The organism is Pedobacter frigoris (genome assembly GCF_032678645.1).
GTDB lineage: Bacteria > Bacteroidota > Bacteroidia > Sphingobacteriales > Sphingobacteriaceae > Pedobacter > Pedobacter frigoris_A.
The window spans coordinates 50,438-70,236 of sequence record NZ_JAVTSP010000004.1 but is presented as its reverse complement, the minus strand read 5'-3'; the positions used below and the strand labels follow the sequence as shown (position 1 = coordinate 70,236).

Below are 19,799 nucleotides of genomic sequence, written 5' to 3'. Positions count from 1 at the left end.
TAAAAAACAAATTGATGCTAATTTGAGTTAAGGAACTCACAATGACATGAGCATGAGGTTCATGCCGTGCTTTGCCGGCGATGGGGAAAAATTAAAAAACTAACGAAAAAAGATATATTATTTATGAAAATATTAGGCATACAGGTGCTGCGTGGACCAAATATCTGGTCCATAAACAGAAAAAAACTGATCCAGATGAGGCTCGACCTCGAAGAAATGGAGCAGAACCCTACCAACCTGATTGATGGTTTCAGAGAAAGGATCGAAAAACTGATCCCTTCCCTGCACTCACACAGATGCTCAAAAGGTGAACCCGGAGGCTTTTTGGCCAGGGTAGAAGAAGGTACCTGGATGGGGCATGTCATTGAACACATTGCACTGGAAATACAGACACTTGCAGGCATGGATACCGGATTTGGAAGAACGCGCCAGACCAAGACCGATGGGATATATAATGTGGTATTTAGCTACATAGAGGAGAAAGCCGGAGCATATGCTGCTGAAGCTTCTGTCAGGATTGCCGAGGCACTGATCAATAATGAAGAGTACGACCTGGAAGGTGATATTCAGCGCATGCGTGAACTGAGAGAAATGGAAAGGCTTGGGCCAAGCACAGGTTCTATCGTTGATGAGGCCATTTCAAGGGATATCCCCTGGATCAGGCTCAACAAAAGTTCACTGGTACAACTGGGCTATGGCAAGAACCAGGTTCGTTTCCGGGCGACTATGACCGAGAAGACCAACTCTATCGCTGTTGACATTGCTGGCAACAAAGATGAAACCAAAAGGCTGCTGCAGGACTCGGCCATTCCTGTTGCCAAAGGCGTAACTATAGCTGATATTGCCGATCTGCCTGATGCCATCAAAAAAGTGGGCTACCCACTGGTGTTCAAGCCGCTCGACGGCAATCATGGCCGGGGCGCCTCCATCAATGTGAAAACTGACGAAGCAGCTGCCGCAGCGTTTGAGTATGCGAAACAATATTCGAGGAAAATCATCATCGAGAAATTCATTACGGGATATGATTTCAGGGTGCTGGTCATAGACCATAAAATGGTAGCCGCAGCTTTGCGTGTACCTGCGCATGTAACCGGAAATGGCCAGCAAACCGTACAGGAACTCATCAACAAAGAAAATGAAGATCCGAGACGTGGCTACGGACATGAAAATGTGCTGACCGAAATTACCGTTGACCGTGACACACTTGACCTGCTGGATAAAAAACAATATACACTGGAATCTGTCCCGCCAAATGGTGAGATCGTATACCTGAAATCCACAGCTAATTTAAGCACAGGCGGAACCTCTATAGATGTGACCGACCTGGTACATCCACAAAATGTATTCATCTGCGAGCGCATCTCCAGGGTAATTGGTCTGGACATCTGCGGCATCGACATCATGGCGGAAAACCTGACCCAGCCATTGCCGGAAAACGGTGGTGTGGTACTGGAAGTAAACGCTGCTCCGGGATTCCGTATGCACCTCGCACCAAGCGAAGGTCTGCCAAGAAACGTAGCCGCCCCGGTGATAGACATGCTTTATCCTCCGGGAAAATCGGCCAGGATACCAATCATCGCGGTAACTGGTACCAATGGAAAAACAACCACGACAAGACTGATTGCTCACATTGTAAAAAGCAATGGCACAAGGGTTGGATTTACCACTTCTGATGGCATCTACGTACAGAATACCAAGCTGATGAAAGGTGATACTACGGGACCCGTTAGTGCAGAGTTTATATTGAGGGATCCGACAGTCGAATTTGCTGTGCTGGAAACCGCACGTGGCGGCATCCTCAGGGCTGGCTTGGGTTTCAACAAGTGTGACATCGGCATCGTGACCAACATACAGGAAGACCACCTGGGCATTTCCGACATCAATACTTTGGATGACCTGACTAAAGTGAAGGCGGTGATCATAGGTGCGGTGAAAAGAAGCGGTTGGGGCGTATTGAATGCAGATAATAAATACTGCATTAAAATAGCCAACAATGCCGATTGCAACATTGCTTATTTCAGCATGGATGAAAAAAACCCGGTAATTATAGAGCATTGCAAAAAAGGCGGTATGGCGGCTGTATATGAGAACGGCTATATCACCATCAAAAAAGGCGACTGGAAAATCCGGGTAGAAAAAGTAACCCATATTCCGCTGACCTTTGGAGGTAGTGTAGATTTTATGATCCAAAATGTACTGGCCGCTACTTTGGCCACCTTCTTATGGGGCTATAAAATTGAGGACATCCGCATGTCGCTGGAAACGTTCATCCCTTCAGCTGCTCAGACACCGGGAAGAATGAATACGTTCAAATTCAAGGAGTTTAAAGTGCTGGTTGATTTTGCACACAATCCTGATGGCTTTAACGGTATCAAGAATTACCTGCAGTCTATAGAAGCCACGGAACATATTGGGGTGATCTCGGCAACAGGTGATAGGCGGGATAGTGACATTCTTGAAACAGCACGCATTGCGGCGCAGATGTTTGATAAAATCATCATCTGCCAGGAGAAATACCTGCGCGGGCGTAAACAGCAAGACCTGATAGACCTGCTGCTACAGGGGATTCAGGAAGTAAAGCCTGACATGGAGATCATCATCAATAACAATGGTGATGACTGTTTGAAATACCTTATGGCAACTGCAAAATCTGGGTCTTATATTACCATTTTAAGTGATACCATTGACAATGCCATCGGCAAGGTATCAGAATATCTGGATAAAGAATTTGGCGTGTAATTAGAAGTTTTCAAGCTTCATATAACCTAAATGGATTTCATCCGCAGGCAGTGCTTCGGCAGGACTAATGTGTAACTGATACTTACCCTTTAGTTCTGCTGAAAGTATGTCATTAATCTCAAATACGTCATCTACATCAACGCCATATTTATCATCAATATGTGATGATGCTCCTTCAAAACCATAATGCTTGTAAAAGGCTGTTTGTTTAGCTTGCCGGATTGCATCTGCCTTCGTGGCTGAGACAACCAGCATTTTATAATGCAGTTCATCAAACTCGCCTTGTTTATAACCACCAAGGTTAAGGAAAAACAGCCGCAAAGAACTATCAGCTATCTGTTCTTCCCGCGACCTGATTTCTATCCTGAAATCGTCAACAGCATTTACCTCCCGCCAGGCATCCAGATGGATCTTGCCCCCGGCCTCAGGCCAGAAATCGATAATCTCCTGCTTTAGATCTCCTATTTTAGTGCCAATACCAAAGAAAATGTCGTGCTGTTCTGTATGTCGTCCTGTGGGTGTACAGCCCAGCATCATCATGAATAATTTAGGAGTGCTCATCTAGTAAAAATAGATTAAAACATTTAAAAAAGCTGGCTTGTTATTCTTAAAAATATGCCTGCGATGATAGCCTTAAACCAAACCCCTCCTGATGGCGGAATAGTATATGCAGAAACCAACATGAGTCAGCTCTTTCCGGAACCATTGAATGCCATTACTTCCTGCTTTTTTCTTGCAATAGCCCTTTACTGGACTGTCAGGTTATGGGGTAGTTATAAAGAGCATGTGTTTTTAAGTATCGCATTGGTATTACTGTATATCGGAGGTATTGGAGGAACAGTATACCATGGTCTTCGCCAATGGAGTGTTTTTATCATGATGGACTGGCTACCCATCATGTTACTCTGTGTTTCAGCAGGTATCTATTTCTTATCTAAGCTGATCCGATGGTACTTTGCCTTACTGATCGTGATAGTATATGTATTCGCACAGTTCTTTTTAAGAAATATTTTGATAAACACAGACCCGCATTTGTTCATTAATATCAACTATGCCATGATGGCGACACTGGTGCTTGGCCCTGTCGTGGCTTACCTGATTCATACCAATTGGATGCATGGCAGGTGGGTAGGTTTTGCACTGTTGTCATTCATCCTGGCACTTACTTTCCGCATTGCTGATAAATGGCTATGGGTTGATTTTGGCACACACTTTCTCTGGCACACCTTCGGCGCAATAGCATCATTCTGTATGTTCAACTATATTTACCTGTCCAATCAGCAAAAATCGGCACTTTCCAGTCAGCAAAAAGCCGTTGTCTATTAGGACACCGGCTTTAATTCTTGTATGAGTTGTTTGCAACGCTCTTCTATCTCCAGAAAAACAGGCTCGAACAACCTGTCATCAAAATAAGGATCTGTTACCTCGTTTTCTTCTGTAAGGAAGAGCTTTACTTTTTTACGTTGTTCATGATCATCCGCAAGCCTCAAAACATCTCTCAGGTTGTTCTGATCCATTACAAGTATATAATCATAAGCACCAAACATCTGCTTATTGAAATGCCTGGCTCTTTGCTTAGAAATGTCATAGCCAAAGTTCCTGGCTACAGCAATACTCCGTTTATCTGCCGGCTGATTTACATGCCAGTCGCCAGTGCCCGCCGAAGCGATGTGCCAGTCAAGACCTTCCTCGTCAACCAAATGACGCATAATACCTTCGGCCAAAGGTGACCTGCAGATATTACCCAGACATACCATTAAAATCTTCATTATTTATAAATGTCATTTAGAATGTTAGCCAGACAAACACCTCCCTTTAGCAACTGCTCATTTAACAGGTTTACAAAATCAAAATTATATTTATAACTCAGTTTATCTTCAGGTTTGGTATTTGCATAAATTCTGTTGCAGGCCTGGTAAGAACCGTACACAAAATCCTTTAAGGAATTGTTCTTCCAGGTGCTCAATTGCTGAGGGCTCGGAAAATTAATGGCCGCAACATATTCGGTGTAGCTAAGCTGCTGATACTCGATAAGTGACTCGTCCCATACCCTGTGCAGGTTTGATTTTTCACCAAACCAGGTCACGAATACTTTATTGCCGCCCAGGTCTTCTTTACGTGCAGTGTGCATAGGCTGATTTAAATCGCCCACCAGGTGCACCAATAAACGCATGGCCAGTATTTTCTGATCAGTGGTACTTTGTTTATTCTTCAATACAGAGATCATCTCTATGGTTTTGTTGTACACATTGGCCTCTTTATCCGAATCCAAAAAGCTAAACACTCCTTGTTGATCCAATCCGCCAGGCAGGTTTACGAAATGCCAGTTGTACAAATAGTTATATGCAGGGTCAGATTTGATAAAGTCGCCCCAGTTACTTGCCATAGCCAGACTTTCATTTCCCAATATTCCTTTCACTCCCTTACGCGCTTTGGCGCTCAGGTGGCTTTCGGCAATTTGCCCTACTATCCGATGGCCCAGCATACCCCATGCGCTTGCATTTAAAGGCATATAGGCAATGGCTGCAACCGCTATTACTTTAATGGTTTTACTGATCGAAAATTTGTTCATCTTATGACTTATTTATAGTGCTTTAGGAATGCAGGTGATCGCCTGCTTTAATGTGAGTTTTAGCTCACGCTGATTTTCTATACTTTCAAATACCATCTGATCTGGCTCAGCTGATATGATTTTGAAACTTTTGATGTATTGTCCAATCTGATAACAGCCGGAGATCTTTTGCTTGTAGTTGGCCTTGGTATAGGTGCCCAGCAAAAAAAGGGTATCTGACCTGACCTGATAGGTGCCTTTTGCATATTCCTTCCAGACACCGTTATTGAAACAGGAATCAGAATAGTAGTTTGCCTTTGAATGTGTCACCATGTCCACATAAAAAGAATCGCAGGTAAACTTGAAATTATGAAGTGTATAACTCAACAATTTCTCTGCATGCACTACACTATCCTGATTCCAGATACCCTGTAAAAACCCTTCCCCTTTGCCCTGAACGTCCGGCAATCTTCTGCAGGAAGCAGCCAGAACAACAACAAACAAAAGGAAACACAGGACTCTAAACATACGGGGTATTTTAATGATTGATTACTTTAAGCTACCCACCATATCTTCCGGACGAACCCACTCATCAAACTGTTCGGCTGTCAGCAAACCAAGTTCGACAGAAGCTTCCTTCAGCGTTTTATTTTCTTTATGTGCTTTCTTAGCAATCTTAGCTGCATTTTCATAACCCACATGCGGGTTCAACGCTGTAACCAGCATCAGTGAATTTTGCAGATGTTTCTTAATCTCAGGCAGATTAGGAAGAATACCGACTGCGCATTTATCATTAAATGACACACATGCATCTCCGATCAGCCTTCCTGATTGCAAAACAGCTGCAGCCATTACCGGCTTAAATACGTTTAGTTCAAAGTGACCATTGCTGCCACCTATACTCACAGTAACATCATTACCCATTACCTGCGCACATACCATAGTCATTGCTTCCGGCTGAGTAGGGTTTACTTTACCCGGCATGATTGACGATCCCGGCTCATTGTCAGGAATAATGATCTCTCCGATACCGCAACGTGGACCAGAACTCAACATCCTCACGTCATTCGCGATCTTCATCAACGAAACAGCCGTACGTTTGTAAGCTCCGGAAAGTTCTACCATCGCATCATGTGCTGCCAAAGCTTCGAATTTATTAGGGGCAGTTACAAATGGAAGGCCTGTCAGCTCAGCTATCTTCTGCGCTACCAGCACGTCATATCCCTTAGGAGTGTTCAGTCCGGTACCTACCGCTGTACCACCCAAAGCCAATTCGCTGATCATGACCAACGCATTTTTTACTGCTCTGATGCTATTGTCTATTTGCTGAACATAACCGGAGAATTCCTGTCCGAGTGTCAAAGGAGTCGCATCCATGAAATGGGTACGGCCGGTTTTAACGATATCCTTGAATTCTACCGCTTTTTCATGCAGTGTATTGCGTAGTTTTTCCAATCCCGGGATCGTAACCTCTACTGCTTGTTTGTATGCCGCGATGTGCATGGCAGTCGGGTAAGTATCGTTTGAAGACTGTGATTTATTTACATCATCATTTGGATGAAGGATTTTCTGGTCATCACTTAGCTGTCCACCATTCAGAACATGAGCACGATTGGCGATAACTTCGTTACCGTTCATATTGCTCTGCGTACCCGAACCTGTTTGCCAGATCACCAATGGAAACTGGTCATCCAGACTTCCAGCGATTACTTCATCACAGGCTTTAGCAATCAATTCTGCTTTTTCTGCAGACAACACGCCCAGCTCTGTATTTGCCAGGGCAGCCGCTTTTTTCAGGTAACCAAAAGCATGTATGATTTCCTTTGGCATAGAAGCCTCGGGGCCAATTTTAAAGTTATTTCTTGAACGTTCAGTTTGAGCACCCCAATATTTATCAGCAGGCACCTGTACTTCACCCATCGTATCGTGTTCGATTCTAAAATTCATAGTGTTCTAAGTTTATATGTGCAAACTTAAGATTTTTATAGTTTTTAATGATGTGTTTATTGTCAGATGTTGAATACAGGGAGAGAAATTCTGCTTATTTTGGCAGAAAGTTTAGGATCTGATGAGCTTGTTGGCACCACTGTAAAAATGGATAAGAACTATCCGGATTTGAATACTATTTCAATCCGGCAAAATACTGGCCTGTTTTGGCACTTTACTGTTTGGCCTTTTTTATAATCTAAGCCTTAACATAGTTTTGAGCTTCTAAATTAATCTAAAAATGATGATAAAAAACGAAATTGCAGCCATGTTTGGTCTTGCTGAACTGATGATACTAGCGATCGGGGGAACATTTTTAATCCTGGTCATAACCGCATTGGTTTTATTGATCCGGTACTTGAAGAAAAAGAATGCTGGTTATAAAAAGGAGGATTTCAGATGATTCTAGCTATGATGGGCGGCCCGGAGATTATTCTTATAATAATTTCTCTCATATTTATGATAGTATTCATATCAATAATAGCCTTAGTCATTATGTTTCTCTACAAAAGAGTCTTTCAATCCAGTGACAAGCAACAGAAAGAAGTTGAAAAAATGAAATTGACTACTGTCAGGTCACAGCTCAATCCTCATTTTATGTTCAATGCCCTTGCCGGTATCCAGAACCTGATGAACAAGAATGACATCGACAATGCCAACCGTTATCTTGGAAAATTTGCACGTCTGACCCGTAATGTACTGGAAGCGAAAGAACAGATCAGCATAGCAGAAGAAATGCGCCTGCTCGACGATTACCTTCAAATGGAGCAGTTGAGATTTGGATTTACTTTCCAGATTGATGCGGAATATACGCTGGATACTGAGAATATTGAAATCCCGTCGATGCTGCTCCAGCCTTTTGCAGAAAATGCCGTGAAACATGGAATTGCCAATTTAAAGGAGCCGGGAAATATCATGCTCAAATTTTCAAGTAAAGGCAACGACCTTACCCTCGCCATCTTTGATAACGGGCATGGTTTCAAGGCAAACAGTAAGAGTGAAGGTCATGGCATAAAACTCATGCGGAGCCGCATCGCTTTATTCAATTCTATCAATAAACACACCAAGATGATGATGAATATAAACAGCGGATATGAGGGAACTACCATTGTCATTACTTTAACCAACTGGCTGTAAGATGATGAAAGCGATTTTAGTAGACGATGAACCTGCGAATCTGGAAAACCTCAGCGCACTGATTAAAAAACATTGCAGTCAGATAGAGATTGTTGCCGTGGAAAAGGATGTAGCGCAAGCCGCCATCTCTGTTAAAAATCATCGGCCGGATCTGCTTTTCCTCGACATACAAATGGGAACACATACCGGTTTTGATCTGCTTAATTTATTGCCCGACAAATCCTTCGAAATCATATTCGTAACAGCCTACGACCACTATGGCATCCAGGCGGTAAAATTCGCCGCACTGGACTACCTGCTCAAACCGGTCGACATAGATGAACTGGTTACTGCAGTTGGCAAAGCCGAGCAGAAGATCCGGGAAAAAAAACAGAACCAGCAACTGGACTTTCTGCTAAACCTGATAAAAAAAGGGGATAGCGCTCCCCCAAAAATAGCGCTTCCCCAACTTCAGGAAATCAGGTATGTACAGGTCAGTGACATCATCCGCTGCGAAGCCGATAATACCTACACCAACTTTTTCCTTTCTTCAGGAGAAAAGATCATGGTTTCCAAACCATTAAAAGAATATGCCGACATGCTGCAGCCACATGGATTTATCCGCAGTCACCAATCGCACCTGGTAAATCCAGCCTTCGTAAAAAGCTGGCTCAAAGAGGATGGCGGTACCCTCTTGTTAACAGAGGGTTACAAAATACCGGTATCAAAACCCAACCGTGAACGCGTAAAAAACCTACTCAACAAGTAGGAAACCTTACAATGTTTAAAACTCTTTTACGTTTAAAGGGTTAAAAATCCTTAATTTTCGACTTTTTAAACTGTACACACACAATTCATGAATTATCGTAATATCCTTGCTGCGGCCGCAATGGCCACTTTTTTATTTACAGCCTGTTCAAGTTCAGAAAAAAGCGCAACATTAAAGGAACCAAGTAAAGAGCGTACCGCAGATGATGATAAAGCCGATAGCCTGCTTTTAGCTTATAATCCCGCAAAAGGAGACAAATGGATTGCTGATTTTGTGTATAACCTGCACAAAAAATATGGTTTCAACGGGAACATGCTTGTCGCTAAAGATGGCAAGATCTTGTATGAAAAAGCAATTGGCTGGGCAGATTACCTGCATCGTGACAGCTTAAAAATCAACTCGGAATTTGAGCTTGCATCCGTGACTAAAACGTTTACCGGAACTGCCATTATGCAACTGGTAGAACAAGGTAAACTCTCATTGGATGATGACGTAAAAAAGTTTTACCCTAATTTTCCGTACGATGGAATTAAAGTAAAACTGCTGCTTTCACACCGCAGCGGAATGATGAACTATGTATATTTCATCGACGACATCTGGCGTAAGGAAAAGCGCGACATGAAAAAAGGAGTGTCCAATCAGGATGTGATGCAGGTCATCGCAGAGAAAAAGCCAAACCCTTATGCCAAACCGGATAACCGTTTTCACTACAACAACTCCAATTATATGGTGCTGGCTGCAATCATAGAGAAAGTGACAGGTAAGCCTTATGCCGATTACATGATGGAAAATATCTTTAAGCCGGCCGGAATGAAAAATACGCATGTTTACTCTACTACGGTATACCCAAAAATACCTGTTGATGTGGTTGGTCACGACCGTACATGGAGGTATTCCGTGGCGCAAAACTTCCTGGATGGTCCTGTAGGTGATAAAGGGATTTACAGTACACTACATGATCTTGTTTTGTTCGATAAGTCTTTGAAAAATGGCAGATTATTGAAAAAAGCAAGCCTCGATTCAGCCTACAAGGGTCGCAATAAAGCGATCAATGGTCATTTTAACTATGGCTACGGCTGGAGAATATTTGACGGTGATAACGGAAGAAAAGTTGTTTACCACACTGGCTGGTGGCATGGCTTCAGGCATATTTATGTCCGCGATGTAGAAAAGAATATTGTCATCATATTCCTCGGCAACCTGACCAATGGAAGTCTGCTGCACCTTGATGAATTATACAAACACATGAAAGTTCCGGTAATCCGCAAGGGTGCTTATTCAGGTTCAGGTTCTCTTCCGGGGAGCGACGAGGATTAAGAAATTTTATCAAAGGCTATACCTCTGCTTCTTTTAGTGAGGTATGTCCTTAGTAAGCTATTATTAGGATCTTCCAGCATAGGGTCTCCCTTTAGGATTTCTATTACCGTAGACCTTGCTTCTTGTAAAATAAGTTGATCTGTTGCCAAATCCGCGAGCTTTAAATCCAGGACTCCGCTTTGCTGTGTACCAGATATATCACCCGGACCACGCAGCTTCAGGTCTATTTCTGATATCTCGAAACCATTATTGGTTTTAACCATCGTTTCCAAACGCAGCTTACCGTCCTTACTCAGTTTATTGCCAGACATCAGGATACAGAATGATTGCTCCGCACCACGGCCTACCCTGCCCCGCAGCTGGTGCAACTGGGACAACCCAAAGCGCTCTGCATTTTCAATGATCATCACCGAAGCATTAGGAACATTTACACCAACCTCTATCACAGTAGTAGCCACCATAATCTGGTTTTGACCTGCTATAAACCGCTGCATTTCATACTGCTTATCCGCATTGGGCATTTTGCCATGGACAATACTGATCTGATAGTCGGGAAGTGGAAACTGGTACCTCATCTGTTCTATCCCTGCCTCCAGGTGCAACAGGTCTAATTTTTCGCTTTCCTTAATCAGCGGATAAACGATATAGATTTGTCTGCCTTTAGCGATTTCCTGCTTCATGAACCCAAACATCCGCAGCCGCTGCCCTTCATATAAGTGCCGCGTATCAATGGGCTTTCTTCCTGCCGGCAATTCGTCTATGATGGAGACATCCAGATCTCCATATAAAGTCATGGCTAAAGTACGGGGGATAGGGGTAGCAGTCATCACCAGAATATGTGGGGGGATTACATTCTTCCTCCATAATTTAGCCCGCTGCTCGACGCCAAAACGATGCTGCTCATCTATTACAACAAGCCCCAAATTCTTAAACACAACTTTATCTTCTATCAGTGCATGGGTACCAACCAGGATATCAATTTCCCCTGCTTCCAGTGCTGCGTGCAGCTGCGTTCTTTGCTTTTTTGTTGAGCTACCGGTTAAGATCGCTACGCGAACCAAACCATCTTTCAATAATGAAGCGATGGACTCATAGTGCTGTCGTGCTAATATCTCCGTAGGAGCCATCATACAGGCCTGGAATCCATTATCATTGGCCAGCAGCATACTCATCAGGGCGACCACTGTTTTGCCGCTCCCAACGTCTCCCTGAACCAAACGGTTCATTTGAATTCCCCGCTGTGTATCGAGGCGTATTTCCTTGATCACCCGCTTTTGGGCATTGGTCAGTTCAAATGGAAGTATTTCTTTATAAAATGTATTTACCTTGTCACCCACAGCACCAAAAGCGTGCCCTTTAAAACGCAACTCTCTTTGCTGCTTGGTATGTAATAGCTGTAATTGAATAAAAAACAACTCTTCAAACTTCAGCCTTCTTTCAGCACTTTTTAAAGCTTTCACATCCCTCGGGAAATGGATATTTAGAAGCGCCTCTCTTTTGGATATCATATGATATTTTTCCAGAACATGCAGAGGCAGACTTTCCCTTACTTCCTTAATATGCTGTTCAATGAGCTGGGTCTGGAGTTTCTGTATTCCTTTACTGTCCAGAAAAAACTTCTTGAGTTTTTCAGTGGAATGATATACAGGCTGCAGTCTCAGATTGCCGGTTATAGTCGCTGGCCGTGGGTAATTCTCCAGTTCCGGATGAGAAATACTAAACGAACCATTAAATACCACAGGCTTGCCAAACACAATGTAGACTTTCCCTTTGCTCAAATTCTCATCTACCCATTTCAAACTCTGGAACCAGACCAGTTCTATGGTACCAGTCTCATCTGTCAGTCTGGCAACCAGTCTTTTCTTATGCTTCTCACCAATAATCTCTTTGCTGGTTATCCTGCCAAGAATCTGAACGTATGGCAGATCGGGATCAAGTTCGTTGATCTTATAAAACCTCGTCCGGTCAATATACCTGAAAGGGTAGTAATTCAATAAATGATCGTAGGTGAAAATACCCAGCTCTTTTTGAAACAGCTCAGCACGCTTAGGACCTACGCCCTTAAGAAATTCTATAGTCGTATCTAAAGTAGCAGCAAACAAGGTTTAAACAGTTTTTCTCCTAAAGTTAAACATATCTTTGATGATGCCCCAATTAAACACGAATACCGAAACCAATAGCAGCAGGTAAGCAAACAGTTTATGCGTATCTATATGTTCATTGAAATACAGTATTGCCACAGCAAACGCAATGATAGGATTAATATAAATGATAATCCCCAATGTCGATGAAGGGATACCAATCAGGGCATAAAGGCTTAGAAAAAGGGGGATGATTGTAAACACAACAGCAACAACGGAAATGTTGCCCCAGAACCACAAGCTTGTAGGAAAGTCCTCATGCTTGGATAAATAAAAAGGTAACATCAGCAATACTGCTACCCCTATCTGAACTGCCAGGACATTTAACTTATCCATGTTTTGCATTTTGCGCTGCAGGATCAAATAAAATGCATACAGCAGGGCAATTATTACCGACCAGGCGACTTCTATTAAAGAACCGGTAGCCAATAGCAATATACTCAGCAAAGCAATCCCAAGCGAGATGAGCTTTAACTGAGATAGCTCCTCTTTCAACAGCACAAAACCACCAAAAGCGGTTAACAATGGACAAACCATATATGCAAATGCCGCAGATTGCAAACTGACATTATTCACTGCATAAATGTAGGTGTACCAGTTTAAGGTTAAGAAAACAGTAGAGGCTGCAATTTGTAACCCAATAGTTCGTCTTTGCTTTTTGGTCACACCCATTAAGTACTGAATATCTGCCTTTAATTGTTTTCTTCTAAAAAGGAGAATTGCAATCCAGATAAATACCAGTGAAGTAAATATCCTGTAATATAAAATCTCTTCTGAAGGAAACGCCTTAAGATTTCTCAGGGGTATTGAAAAAAAACCCCATATGGCAAATGACAGTATGCCAGCAAAAAAATACCTCAGATTAGATTTAGGCACAGCCTTATCCTTTATAGGCTGTCATGGATATTTCCACATTAACACCTTTAGGAAGACCTTTAACTGCTACGGTTTCACGGGCAGGGAAATTGTGCTCGAAATAAGAACCATAGATTTCATTCACTTCCGCAAACAAATCCATATCTGAAAGAAAAATGGTCGTCTTAACAACGTCCTCAAACCCATAACCTGCTTCCAGTAAAACAGATTTGATATTCCTCATCACCTGATGTGTTTCTTCCGCAATTGAAGACTTAACGATTTCTCCATTAGCCGGATTTATCGCCACCTGGCCGGACATAAATAAAAAACCATTGGCAATTACTGCCTGGTTATAAGGCCCTATAGGAGCCGGTGCATTTGTAGTGTTTATTATTTTATTCATTTCAGTAAAATCCAATCAATTAACTTCCATATAATACCTGCAGCAAAGACAATAATGGCCGTTGCATTAATAATATGCATTATTTTAATATTAATATTGTTAGGCCTGTTAGGGTCTTTCTTTCTAAAAAAATACATGACACTACAAACTTAGATAAAATAGTCTTAATCTATTCAACTATTGACCTATGATGTGCAAATTTTCATCATTAAAATTCGTAAAATTAAGTTTATATATTTTCAAGGAGGAGAATGATTACAAGCATTATTTTGATATAGCAAATAACAATAGAAAACCTATCAAAAAACATCATAAAAAGAGAGGGCTCCAGTTATGGAGCCCTCTCTTAGTATTGTTGTTAGAAATTCTTAGTTTCTAGCTGATTCAACACGACGGTTTTGGATACGACCTTCTTCAGTATCGTTAGAAGCAATTGGGTTAGCTTCGCCATTACCTTTAGTTGCAACTTGACTAGCGTTAACTCCAGAGTTAACTAAGTAAGTTTTAACAGAGTTAGCTCTGTCTTTAGATAATTTCAAATTGTATGCAGCAGTACCTTCGCTTGAAGCGTAACCGTTAACAGTTACTTTACCACCGTTTTCACGCAATACTGAAGATAATTTATCTAAAGTAGGGTAAGCTTCAGTTTTCAAAACTGATGAGTTAAATTCAAATTGGATAGTTTCAAAACCAGTTAAGCTGCTTGTAGTAGCTGTAGTTGGCTCTGGAGCTTTAGGTAGAGGACATCCTGAACCATCAACTGCGGTACCAGCAGGAGTACCTGGGCATTTGTCAAATTGATCAGAAACACCGTCACCATCGCTATCTTTTTTCAAAGCCTCAACAGAAGCTTCAACAGCAGATACACGAGTTTTTAAAGCTTCAACTTCTTGACGTAATGAAGGATCTTTCAATTCATCATACATTAAAGCAAGTGGGTTAACCCAATCCAAGTTTGGTTTAGCTTTAGAACCTAATGAGAATTCTAAACCAGCATATCCGTAAGAGAATTTATCTTTAGAAGTAGCTTTAGCATAAACTCCATCAAAGTTATCTCCATCAATGAAGTGCATTGTATAACCTAAGTTAAATGACACACGGTCAGAAACTTTAAATTTGATACCAGCACCTACAGGGATGTAAGCTTCTTTGATGTATTTTTTGTCGCCATCATCACCTTTGTTCTCAGGAACATCAGCAACATCAGCACCGTTTAATGCAGTTCTGTAAGCAGCAACACCATAACCAGCAGTTACGAAGAAGTTAACAGAGTTTTCGCGACGTAAGAAGTCAACAGTTGCAACGTTAACAACACCTCTTAAGTCAGCTGAGTAAGCAAGTTCAGTTTCGAAAGAACTAACACCATTAACAACTCCGCTAGCGTTAGCATCTTTGTTAGTGCCAGAAACTTTTCCACGGAAAACATTACCTTCTAAGCCAAATGCATGACCTAATTGTTTTCTCAATGAGATACCATAACCTAAGTTTGGCTCCCAGTTAGTAAAGTCGTTTGATCCACCAGTTACAACAAATGGAGATAAAACACCACCGTTAACACCTAGAGACCAAGTTCTGTACTGGCTTCTCCCACCAAATACCTTGGCAGAAGACGAAGTCGCAGATTCTTGAGCATTAGCTAGAGACGTAGCTCCCATTAATGCAACAAAAGAAACTGCTAGACCCTTTTTTAAAGTAGAATAATTCATAATTTTCTTTTTTAAGGTTAAACAAATTTTAATTGTATGTTTTTTTTGTGTAGCAAAATTAAACAAATTTTTAATTTCTCAAAACACTTGTACAAACTCCGTTCCAAAGTTCGTAAATATCAATAATTAGCCATTTCAGGCTAAATTATTTTTTAGATATCCTGCAATATGTATCATAAAAAGGAATTTAACAAAAAAAGAATATAAAGTTGTACTAATGCGTTATACACAGAAGTCCTGTTTTTGAGACAATTTCAAAATGGATCAAATTGGTGAAAAGTGGGTATCCATCAAATCAGACAATCAATAAACCTGTAAATATTAAAATCCGGCAACTTCATCCCTTCACTTATATCAGCTCTCAGTTTCACTTTATCAATGTCCTGCATCCGATAATGAGCTATGATTCTAAATACTTTCTCTGCCATCAACAGAGCCTTCCGCTCATTGTCTGCCAAAACAGGCGACATCAGCCAATTGCAGAGTTCAACTATTCCTTCTTTTTTGTCCGCAACGGTTTTAAATACCGGTATATCCTGATGTTGCTGGTGTACCAGCTTGTGCAAATTATTAGCAAATGTATCCGCTCCTTCTCTGTCTGCTTTATTCACTACAAATCCCTGCGCGATTTCCATCAGTCCCGATTTAATGTTTTGAATCTCATCTCCGGATTCAGGAACCAGGACCACAACAGTCCTGTCAGCCAGGCCCGCTATCTCTACTTCAGACTGCCCAACTCCAACTGTCTCCACCAGAATCAGATCAAAAGGTGCTGACTTTAACAAATCTACAATCTCAATCGTTTTCGCTGAAATTCCACCCAAAGCACCCCTCGTTGCCAACGAGCGTATATAAATGGCGGGATTATTAAAATGCTGCGACATCCGGATCCTGTCGCCCAATAAAGATCCAAAATTAAATGGCGATGTAGGATCTACAGCCAGAATGGCAATTCTTTTTCCTTGTTCGGCTAGATGTTCTGCCACCGCATTTACGAGCGTGCTTTTTCCCGCCCCGGGAGGACCTGTAATCCCAATGACCGGAATGCTGTTGTTCACGGAAATCGAACGTAAGAGTTCGGCATAAGGCCTTATACCATTTTCAACTAACGTAATTGCCCTTGCTAAAGCAATAAAGCTTCCATCCTTTATTCCATTTATAAGAGAATCTTCGTATTGCATCAATTAAAATTATCTTTGCTACAAAGAAATAGAATTTAATTAATAAAACGGCGATAGATGCAAAAACGGATATTATTTGATTGTGAAAGACTTAAATACCCAAATACCGGCCTGTATACTTTTTGTGAAAGTCTGGGGAAAGCTCTTTTAAATAATGCCGAAAAAGACCAGCAGATTACAACCTATGTTCCTGCTAAAGCAAAGGGCATCTTTGGTTACAAAACTGATTATCTCGTACAAAAATCCTGGCACAAACTGTTTATCCCCGGAACTTCAAAATTTGACGTCTGGCATAGCAGCAATCAAGTGTCTCGCTATTACCCCTCCTCCGGAAACACCAAAATAGTGCTGACGATCCATGACCTAAACTTTCTCATAGAAAAACATGACAGACCAGCCAGAATAAAGAACCATCTGCTTCAAATCCAGCAGCGGATAAACAAAGCGTCTGCTATTGTCTGCATTTCAAACTTCGTTGCAGATCAGGTAAAAGAATACCTTGATGTAAAAAACAAAAACCTCTCGGTGATTTACAATGGCTGCACTATAAATGACTACACTGACTTTAACAACCCCGGATACCTCCCGTCAAAACCATTTCTGTTCAGCATCGGCACTATTTTACCAAAAAAGAATTTTCATGTGCTAACCGCACTGCTTAAAGAAAACGACTACGAACTCATCATCGCCGGCAATTTAAGTTCCCCTGATTATGTCAATAAAATCATCAAAGAAGCTGATCTGTTTGGCGTGAGAAACCGTGTCAAAATCATAGGTTCTATTTCGGATCAGGAGCGCTCCTGGTATTACAGAAATTGCAAAGCCTTCGTATTTCCATCTATAGCTGAAGGTTTCGGCCTTCCGGTAATAGAGGCGATGCATTATGGCAAACCCGTTTTTATATCCACTCACACTTCTCTACCCGAAATCGGGGCTGATGCAGCTTACTATTTTGAAAATTTTGAACCGGAAATCATGCAATCTGCTTTAAAGAATGGGCTGGAAGATTACCAGACCAGCGATATGGCAGACAGAGCCAGACAAAGAGCGGCCCAATTCAACTGGGACGATACTGCCAGGGCATATCTTAAGCTCTATAAATCGATTACCAAATAGCACTCCAACTGCATTATTTTGTACATGCGGGTAATTACGTACCTTTGAAAAATTTAATTTTTTAATGAAAGACTATTTCAGATTATTATCATTTGCAAAGCCGATTGAAAAATTTGCGATCCCTTATGTAATTGCAACTTTACTTTACATATTATTTAATACACTAAACTTAGCTTTACTAGCACCGCTGCTAGACACCTTATTCAGCCATAAAACTGCGGCTATATCTGTCGGCGCAGTTGCTCCCGATGCGTCAAAACCTGTAGAACCCGCTGACTGGTGGGACATCATGGCCAAGTTCAGGGAAACAACGAACTATCTTCTTGGAACCTATGGTAAGCCAACAACCTTAAAGTTTGTATGCCTAACCATAGTCGCTTCTGTATTCCTGTCTAACATTTTCAGATATTTTTCCGGACGCATAATGGAAGACCTACGCGTTCATACCCTTTTAAACTTAAGAAAAACAGTATTCAATAATGTCATGAATCTTCACCTTGGCTATTTTAACAGTCAACGCAAAGGAGATATCATTTCAAAGGTGTCGTCTGATGTACAAGTCGTTCAGTTTACCGTGACAAATACCCTACAGGTGATTTTCAAAGAACCTGTTACACTGATCGTATATGTAGTTCTTCTGTTTTCAATATCAGCGAAACTTACATTTTTCTCTTTACTGATCATTCCTCTGTCAGGATTGATCATCGCGAAGATTGTAAAGCGATTAAGGCAACAGGCTACGCAGGCACATGAGACCTTTGCCAATATGCTGGGCTACCTGGATGAGGCCTTATCAGGAATTAAGATAATAAAAGCTTTCAATGCTACTGAATATGTCAAAGACAGGTTCCAAAAGGAAAATGTGACCTATTCAAACATTACAAGAAAAATGGTGAGAAGACAGCAGCTAGCCTCCCCTGTATCAGAATTTCTTGGTGTCATGATGGTCGCCGGTATTGTATATTTCGGCGGACTATTAGTCTTAAGTGGCGAATCCTCGCTTACATCAGCAAAGTTCATCACATATATCGCTATTTTTTCTCAGGTAATGCGTCCTGCGAAAGCGTTATCCGATGCCTTCAGCTCGATCCACACAGGACTCGCAGCAGGCAAAAGGGTCTTAGATCTCATTGATGTGAAACCTGAGATTACAGACAAACCGAATGCAACTGAACTCAAGTCATTTCAAACTGCAATCTCTTTTAAAAATGTAACGTTTGCTTATGGAGACAGGACTATTTTAAATAATGTAACCGTTGAGATTCCAAAAGGAAAAACGGTAGCATTGGTTGGGCCATCTGGAGGAGGAAAATCTACAATGATGGACTTGCTCCCAAGATTTATTGAGCCCCAGCAAGGAAGCATCTCAATTGACGGCGTAGATATCCAGGATTTTAAAGTTGAATCACTTAGAGGCCACATGGGCTTTGTAAACCAGGAGTCAATCTTATTTAACGACACTATTTACAATAACATCGCTTTTGCCAAACCTGAAGCTACTTTTGATGAAGTGGTTGCAGCAGCCAGAATTGCGAATGCCCACGACTTTATCCTAAACACAGAGAATGGTTATGATACACCGATAGGTGACCGCGGCATCCGCTTATCAGGCGGACAACGCCAAAGGCTTTGTATTGCGAGAGCAGTCCTTGGAAATCCTCCATTAATGCTCCTGGATGAAGCAACTTCTGCTTTAGATACGGAATCTGAAAAATTGGTGCAGGATGCCCTCTATAAACTAATGGAAAATCGTACCTCATTGATAATCGCACACCGATTATCAACGATCCAAAATGCTGATTTCATCATTGTACTCGACAAATCCGTAATTGTAGAACAAGGATCTCATGCTGAGCTGATGGAAAAAAATGGCTTATACAGAAGATTGGTGGATATGCAGACTTTTGATGAATAAC

19 protein-coding genes are annotated in these 19,799 nt (G+C 41.6%); 8 read left to right on the top strand and 11 right to left on the bottom strand.

What is annotated here, in order from left to right; genetic code table 11:
* The first annotated feature begins 123 nt into the window (after positions 1-123).
* The gene (gene cphA / locus R2Q78_RS13725; RefSeq protein WP_316792824.1) at positions 124-2,739 is read left to right on the top strand and encodes a cyanophycin synthetase; all 2,616 of its coding nucleotides are present in this window, start codon (positions 124-126) and stop codon (positions 2,737-2,739) included.
* Here the strand turns inward: cphA and R2Q78_RS13720 are convergent, their stop codons facing one another.
* Entirely contained in the window at positions 2,740-3,300 is a 561-nt protein-coding gene (locus R2Q78_RS13720; protein ID WP_316792822.1) for a DUF1543 domain-containing protein, read from the bottom strand.
* Positions 3,301-3,354: 54 nt separating this feature from the next.
* On the opposite strand from R2Q78_RS13720, the gene R2Q78_RS13715 reads away from it, so the two are divergent.
* Positions 3,355-4,065: a hypothetical protein gene (locus R2Q78_RS13715; protein ID WP_316792820.1), complete on the top strand. Its 711-nt coding sequence runs from the start codon at positions 3,355-3,357 to the stop codon at positions 4,063-4,065.
* Here the strand turns inward: R2Q78_RS13715 and R2Q78_RS13710 are convergent.
* Genes R2Q78_RS13710 through fumC form a run of 4 tightly spaced genes read right to left on the bottom strand, consistent with a single transcriptional unit; the run spans position 4,062 to position 7,237 of the window.
* Complete coding sequence (locus R2Q78_RS13710; RefSeq protein WP_316792818.1) at positions 4,062-4,508, bottom strand: low molecular weight protein-tyrosine-phosphatase; 447 nt, start codon at positions 4,506-4,508, stop codon at positions 4,062-4,064. The genes R2Q78_RS13715 and R2Q78_RS13710 overlap by 4 nt on opposite strands.
* Positions 4,508-5,311 (bottom strand): S1/P1 nuclease, encoded by an 804-nt coding sequence (locus R2Q78_RS13705; RefSeq protein WP_316792816.1) that lies wholly within the window; start codon positions 5,309-5,311, stop codon positions 4,508-4,510. Before R2Q78_RS13705 ends, R2Q78_RS13710 begins: the two co-directional genes overlap by 1 nt.
* Before the next feature lie 12 nt (positions 5,312-5,323).
* Entirely contained in the window at positions 5,324-5,818 is a 495-nt protein-coding gene (locus tag R2Q78_RS13700) for a fumarate hydratase (protein WP_316792814.1), read from the bottom strand.
* Between the two features lie 21 nt (positions 5,819-5,839).
* On the bottom strand, positions 5,840-7,237 hold the full coding sequence (gene fumC / locus R2Q78_RS13695; RefSeq protein ID WP_316792812.1) for a class II fumarate hydratase: 1,398 nt from the start codon (positions 7,235-7,237) through the stop codon (positions 5,840-5,842).
* Positions 7,238-7,517: 280 nt separating this feature from the next.
* Between fumC and R2Q78_RS13690 the strand changes: the two genes are divergently transcribed.
* The 4 genes from R2Q78_RS13690 (at position 7,518) to R2Q78_RS13675 (ending at position 10,478) form a co-directional block, all read left to right on the top strand.
* Positions 7,518-7,679, top strand: coding sequence for a hypothetical protein (locus R2Q78_RS13690; protein ID WP_316792810.1), 162 nt, complete (start codon positions 7,518-7,520; stop codon positions 7,677-7,679).
* Positions 7,680-7,831: 152 nt separating this feature from the next.
* A complete protein-coding gene (locus R2Q78_RS13685) occupies positions 7,832-8,413 on the top strand; it encodes a sensor histidine kinase (RefSeq protein WP_316792807.1) in 582 nt (193 codons plus the stop codon).
* 1 nt (position 8,414) lies between these two features.
* A complete protein-coding gene (locus R2Q78_RS13680; RefSeq protein WP_316792805.1) occupies positions 8,415-9,161 on the top strand; it encodes a LytTR family DNA-binding domain-containing protein in 747 nt (248 codons plus the stop codon).
* An 87-nt stretch (positions 9,162-9,248) separates the two neighbouring features.
* A complete protein-coding gene (locus tag R2Q78_RS13675; protein WP_316792803.1) occupies positions 9,249-10,478 on the top strand; it encodes a serine hydrolase domain-containing protein in 1,230 nt (409 codons plus the stop codon).
* Here the strand turns inward: R2Q78_RS13675 and recG are convergent.
* The 6 genes from recG to meaB all read right to left on the bottom strand — a co-directional run bounded on the left by recG (position 10,475) and on the right by meaB (position 16,767).
* On the bottom strand, positions 10,475-12,580 hold the full coding sequence (gene recG / locus R2Q78_RS13670; protein ID WP_316792801.1) for an ATP-dependent DNA helicase RecG: 2,106 nt from the start codon (positions 12,578-12,580) through the stop codon (positions 10,475-10,477). The two genes, R2Q78_RS13675 and recG, sit on opposite strands and share 4 nt — an antisense overlap.
* Positions 12,581-12,583: 3 nt before the next feature.
* Entirely contained in the window at positions 12,584-13,495 is a 912-nt protein-coding gene (locus R2Q78_RS13665; RefSeq protein WP_316792799.1) for an EamA family transporter, read from the bottom strand.
* Positions 13,496-13,499: 4 nt separating this feature from the next.
* Positions 13,500-13,880: a RidA family protein gene (locus R2Q78_RS13660; protein ID WP_316792797.1), complete on the bottom strand. Its 381-nt coding sequence runs from the start codon at positions 13,878-13,880 to the stop codon at positions 13,500-13,502.
* On the bottom strand, positions 13,877-14,017 hold the full coding sequence (locus tag R2Q78_RS13655) for a DUF6728 family protein (RefSeq protein ID WP_316792795.1): 141 nt from the start codon (positions 14,015-14,017) through the stop codon (positions 13,877-13,879). The genes R2Q78_RS13660 and R2Q78_RS13655 overlap by 4 nt, the downstream gene beginning before the upstream one ends.
* Before the next feature lie 231 nt (positions 14,018-14,248).
* Entirely contained in the window at positions 14,249-15,586 is a 1,338-nt protein-coding gene (locus R2Q78_RS13650; RefSeq protein ID WP_316793561.1) for an OmpA family protein, read from the bottom strand.
* A 290-nt stretch (positions 15,587-15,876) separates the two neighbouring features.
* Positions 15,877-16,767, bottom strand: a complete 891-nt coding sequence (meaB, locus tag R2Q78_RS13645; RefSeq protein WP_316792794.1) for a methylmalonyl Co-A mutase-associated GTPase MeaB — start codon at positions 16,765-16,767, stop codon at positions 15,877-15,879.
* A gap of 57 nt (positions 16,768-16,824) precedes the next feature.
* Here meaB and R2Q78_RS13640 point away from each other — a divergent pair, with 57 nt between their 5' ends.
* The gene (locus R2Q78_RS13640; protein WP_316792792.1) at positions 16,825-17,883 is read left to right on the top strand and encodes a glycosyltransferase family 1 protein; all 1,059 of its coding nucleotides are present in this window, start codon (positions 16,825-16,827) and stop codon (positions 17,881-17,883) included.
* Between the two features lie 64 nt (positions 17,884-17,947).
* Positions 17,948-19,798, top strand: a complete 1,851-nt coding sequence (locus R2Q78_RS13635; protein ID WP_316792790.1) for an ABC transporter ATP-binding protein — start codon at positions 17,948-17,950, stop codon at positions 19,796-19,798.
* Position 19,799: the final 1 nt, after the last annotated feature.

Excerpts from the sequence above, each read along its gene's own strand:
- cphA (WP_316792824.1), top strand. The coding sequence starts at position 124 with ATGAAAATATTAGGCATACAGGTGCTGCGTGGACCAAATATCTGGTCC.
- R2Q78_RS13720 (WP_316792822.1), bottom strand. The coding sequence starts at position 3,300 with ATGAGCACTCCTAAATTATTCATGATGATGCTGGGCTGTACACCCACA.
- R2Q78_RS13715 (WP_316792820.1), top strand. The coding sequence starts at position 3,355 with ATGCCTGCGATGATAGCCTTAAACCAAACCCCTCCTGATGGCGGAATA.
- R2Q78_RS13710 (WP_316792818.1), bottom strand. The coding sequence starts at position 4,508 with ATGAAGATTTTAATGGTATGTCTGGGTAATATCTGCAGGTCACCTTTG.
- R2Q78_RS13705 (WP_316792816.1), bottom strand. The coding sequence starts at position 5,311 with ATGAACAAATTTTCGATCAGTAAAACCATTAAAGTAATAGCGGTTGCA.
- R2Q78_RS13700 (WP_316792814.1), bottom strand. The coding sequence starts at position 5,818 with ATGTTTAGAGTCCTGTGTTTCCTTTTGTTTGTTGTTGTTCTGGCTGCT.
- fumC (WP_316792812.1), bottom strand. The coding sequence starts at position 7,237 with ATGAATTTTAGAATCGAACACGATACGATGGGTGAAGTACAGGTGCCT.
- R2Q78_RS13690 (WP_316792810.1), top strand. The coding sequence starts at position 7,518 with ATGATGATAAAAAACGAAATTGCAGCCATGTTTGGTCTTGCTGAACTG.
- R2Q78_RS13685 (WP_316792807.1), top strand. The coding sequence starts at position 7,832 with ATGAAATTGACTACTGTCAGGTCACAGCTCAATCCTCATTTTATGTTC.
- R2Q78_RS13680 (WP_316792805.1), top strand. The coding sequence starts at position 8,415 with ATGATGAAAGCGATTTTAGTAGACGATGAACCTGCGAATCTGGAAAAC.
- R2Q78_RS13675 (WP_316792803.1), top strand. The coding sequence starts at position 9,249 with ATGAATTATCGTAATATCCTTGCTGCGGCCGCAATGGCCACTTTTTTA.
- R2Q78_RS13660 (WP_316792797.1), bottom strand. The coding sequence starts at position 13,880 with ATGAATAAAATAATAAACACTACAAATGCACCGGCTCCTATAGGGCCT.
- R2Q78_RS13655 (WP_316792795.1), bottom strand. The coding sequence starts at position 14,017 with ATGTATTTTTTTAGAAAGAAAGACCCTAACAGGCCTAACAATATTAAT.
- R2Q78_RS13650 (WP_316793561.1), bottom strand. The coding sequence starts at position 15,586 with ATGAATTATTCTACTTTAAAAAAGGGTCTAGCAGTTTCTTTTGTTGCA.
- meaB (WP_316792794.1), bottom strand. The coding sequence starts at position 16,767 with ATGCAATACGAAGATTCTCTTATAAATGGAATAAAGGATGGAAGCTTT.
- R2Q78_RS13640 (WP_316792792.1), top strand. The coding sequence starts at position 16,825 with ATGCAAAAACGGATATTATTTGATTGTGAAAGACTTAAATACCCAAAT.
- R2Q78_RS13635 (WP_316792790.1), top strand. The coding sequence starts at position 17,948 with ATGAAAGACTATTTCAGATTATTATCATTTGCAAAGCCGATTGAAAAA.